General features: G+C 63.3%; 4 protein-coding genes. 2 read left to right on the forward strand and 2 right to left on the reverse strand.

Going from position 1 to position 3,018, the window contains the following annotated elements; genetic code table 11:
* The first annotated feature begins 7 nt into the window (after positions 1-7).
* Positions 8-1,261, forward strand: coding sequence for an erythromycin esterase family protein (locus NA637_RS24425; protein ID WP_256075124.1), 1,254 nt, complete (start codon positions 8-10; stop codon positions 1,259-1,261).
* 3 nt (positions 1,262-1,264) lie between these two features.
* On the forward strand, positions 1,265-1,936 hold the full coding sequence (locus NA637_RS24430) for a phosphoribosyltransferase (RefSeq protein WP_256075122.1): 672 nt from the start codon (positions 1,265-1,267) through the stop codon (positions 1,934-1,936).
* Between the two features lie 9 nt (positions 1,937-1,945).
* Here the strand turns inward: NA637_RS24430 and NA637_RS24435 are convergent, their stop codons facing one another.
* Positions 1,946-2,101 carry a hypothetical protein gene (locus tag NA637_RS24435; RefSeq protein ID WP_256075123.1) on the reverse strand — a complete coding sequence of 52 codons (156 nt, stop codon included), beginning with the start codon at positions 2,099-2,101 and terminating at the stop codon, positions 1,946-1,948.
* A gap of 317 nt (positions 2,102-2,418) precedes the next feature.
* The gene (locus NA637_RS24440; RefSeq protein WP_045425605.1) at positions 2,419-2,958 is read right to left on the reverse strand and encodes a DUF2058 domain-containing protein; all 540 of its coding nucleotides are present in this window, start codon (positions 2,956-2,958) and stop codon (positions 2,419-2,421) included.
* Positions 2,959-3,018 lie beyond the last annotated feature (60 nt).

Consider the following 3,018-nt stretch of genomic DNA (forward strand, 5'->3'; position numbering starts at 1 on the left):
GACCGTATTGCCCGACATTGATGATCCGGAATTTGCCGACGCCTTCGAGCAGTTTGCAGACGCACGGGTGGTGTTGATCGGCGAAGCCAGCCACGGCACGTCGGAGTTCTACCGCGCCCGAGCGGCGATAACCCGCCGATTGATCGAGCGACACGGCTTCAGCATCGTCGCCGCCGAAGCCGACTGGCCGGATGCGGCAAAGATCGACCGCTACGTGCGTCACCACCAGCCACCCGCCTGGGTCGAGGAAGGCTTCAAACGCTTTCCGACCTGGATGTGGCGCAACCAGGAGGTCGCTGATTTCGCCCGTTGGCTGCGTGGCCACAACCATGGCCTGGCCGCCGAACAACGGGTGGAATTTCGCGGGCTGGACGTCTACAGCCTGGGTGCTTCGATCCAGGAGGTGCTCGGCTATCTCGACCGGGTCGACCCGGACGCCGCCGCAACCGCGCGGCGCCGATATGGCTGCCTCAGCCCTTGGCATGACGAGCCGGCGCTCTACGGTCGCAACGTGATGCGCGGCGAACCGTCCTGCGAGGGCGCCGTGGTCGAACAGCTGCGCGCCTTGCTCGACCAGCGGCTGGAATACATGAAGAAGGACGGTAGCAGCTTCTTCAATGCCGAGCAGAATGCCCGCGTCGTGCTCGCCGCCGAGCAGTACTACCGAGCCATGTACCAGGGCTCGACCGAATCGTGGAACCTGCGTGATCGGCACATGTTCGACACCCTGCAGGCCCTACTGGCGCATCGCGGTGAGGGTGCCAAGGCGCTGGTCTGGGCACACAACTCGCACATCGGCAACGCCGCTTCGACCTCCATGGGCTGGGGCGGCGAATTCAATATCGGCGAGCTGTGCCGCACCGCCTTCGGTCGCGATGCGGTGCTGATCGGCATGGGCACCGACCGCGGCGAGGTGGCGGCGGCCGACAACTGGGACGAACCCATGCAGATCAAACAGATTCGGCCGTCGCGCCCGGACAGCTGGGAGCAGCTGTTCCTGCGCACTGGGCTACCGGCTTCGCTAACCACATGGCGCGACGATCCGCAGCTTCGCAAAGCATTGGCCAGGCCGCGCCTCGAGCGGGCCATTGGGGTGATCTACCGTCCGGCTACCGAACGCCAGAGCCATTATTTCCAAGCCATACTGTCTGAACAGTTCGACGCCCTGCTCTGGCTCGAACAGACCCACGCGGTCAAACCGATCGGCCCCCAGCAGATCGACGAACAGAGCGTTCCGGATACCTACCCATTCGGAGAGTGAGCCATGCGCGTCTTGATGCCCGAATCCAAACTGTTTCGCGACCGCACCCATGCCGGCCAGGAGTTGGCCGAAGCCCTGCGACACCTTGCGGCGGATTCGCCCCTGGTGCTGGCCCTGCCGCGCGGCGGCGTACCCGTTGCCTTCGCGGTGGCGCGAAGCCTCAAGGCCCCGCTGGACCTGGTGCTGGTGCGCAAGATCGGCGCGCCGGGTAACGAAGAGCTGGCCCTGGGCGCGGTGATCGACGGCGCCGAGCCGAAGTGGGTGATCAACCAGGAATTGCTTAACCAGATCGCACCGCCACCGAGCTGGTTCGAAGAAGAAATGCAGCGCCAACTGACCGAGCTGGAACGCCGTCGGCATCGCTACTGTGGCGAGCGGCCAGCCCCCGTGCTCACGGATCGCTGCGTCATCGTGATCGATGATGGCATCGCCACCGGTGCCACGGTGCGGGCAGCGTTGAAGGGGCTCAAGCAATCGAAACCGAGCCACGTGGTCCTCGCCGTGCCAGTGGGTCCGCGGGATGTGATCGAAACGTTGAAAACAGAAGTGGATGAGCTGGTCTGCCTGGCAATGCCCGAGCCGTTCATCGGGGTCGGTTGTCATTACGGCAACTTCGAGCAAACCAGCGACGAGCAGGTGGTCGACCTGCTCGCGCGGGCCGCTGGTCCGGCGTGATGACGGCTGTCAGGCGACCGGGTCTGGCGGCGGCTGATCCGGGATAGTCGGCTCGCCGGGCTCGCTCGGCAGGTCCGGCACGCCGGGCTCTTCGGGGTCACCGGGCACGCCGTGGGCATGCCAGCTGAGCGTATCGATCTCGTCCGAATAACCTGTGGTTTCCATTTGAGTCCTCCTATTGCAACCGAAAGCCCGGTCGGGCTATTGCAGTAGACGCCACAAGGCGGCCATAGATCCATCCTCCCGTCGGAGGTGCTCGGGAACGCCTCTAACTGCTACATCCGCAGCGCAGTCGCCAAATGAGCTTGCTCGCGAACCGATATACGCATTCGCCAGCAAGCTGGCTCCTCAGGAGCGGCTGCGCGGTGGTCGTGGTCGCGCAGAGCGCACGAGCCACGGATAGTGACCCTAACGGCAGCCAACAGGACGCCCGCCTCGACAATATGCCTTACTGACTGGCTGCACCGAGGATCGACCGGCTCTTACCACATCAGATCGTCGGGGATCTGGTAAGCGGCATAAGGATCGTCGGCATCCGGCGCTTCGGTCTGAACGTTGAGCTGCACGATGCGGCGCGGGTCGCGCTCCTGAATTTTCAGTGCCGCCTCACGCGGGATCACTTCATAACCGCCGCCATGGCGGACGATAGCCAGCGAGCCACTGGAGAGCTTGTCGCGCATCAGCTTGTTCACCGACAGGCGCTTGACCTTCTTGTCGTCGACGAAGTTGTAGTAGTCCTCGGTGGTCAACTTAGGCAGGCGGCTGCCTTCGATCAATTGCTTGACCTGCGCGATGCGGGCCTTCTGTTCGGCTTTTTCCTGCTGCTGACGGTTCAGCTCCTGGTCGCGGGCAAGTTTTTCGGCATGCGCCTTAAGTGCCGCATCGCGTTGCGAGGTGTCCTGCTCAGCCTGGCCTTTCTTCACCAGGCGCTGCTGTTTCTGCTGTTGCTTGCCGGCCTGTTTGGCCTGCTTTTCATTGACCAGCCCGGCTTTGAGCAGCTGATCGCGAAGGGAAAGACTCATGTGTCGGCTCGTCTCGTCGTGAATTCAAATTAGACGTAGGGTGAATCAAGCAAGCTGCAA

The sequence above is a fragment of the Stutzerimonas stutzeri genome, from assembly GCF_024448935.1.
Taxonomy (GTDB): Bacteria; Pseudomonadota; Gammaproteobacteria; order Pseudomonadales; family Pseudomonadaceae; genus Stutzerimonas; species Stutzerimonas stutzeri_AO.

Excerpts from the sequence above, each read along its gene's own strand:
- NA637_RS24430 (WP_256075122.1), top strand. The coding sequence starts at position 1,265 with ATGCGCGTCTTGATGCCCGAATCCAAACTGTTTCGCGACCGCACCCAT.
- NA637_RS24435 (WP_256075123.1), bottom strand. The coding sequence starts at position 2,101 with ATGGAAACCACAGGTTATTCGGACGAGATCGATACGCTCAGCTGGCAT.
- NA637_RS24440 (WP_045425605.1), bottom strand. The coding sequence starts at position 2,958 with ATGAGTCTTTCCCTTCGCGATCAGCTGCTCAAAGCCGGGCTGGTCAAT.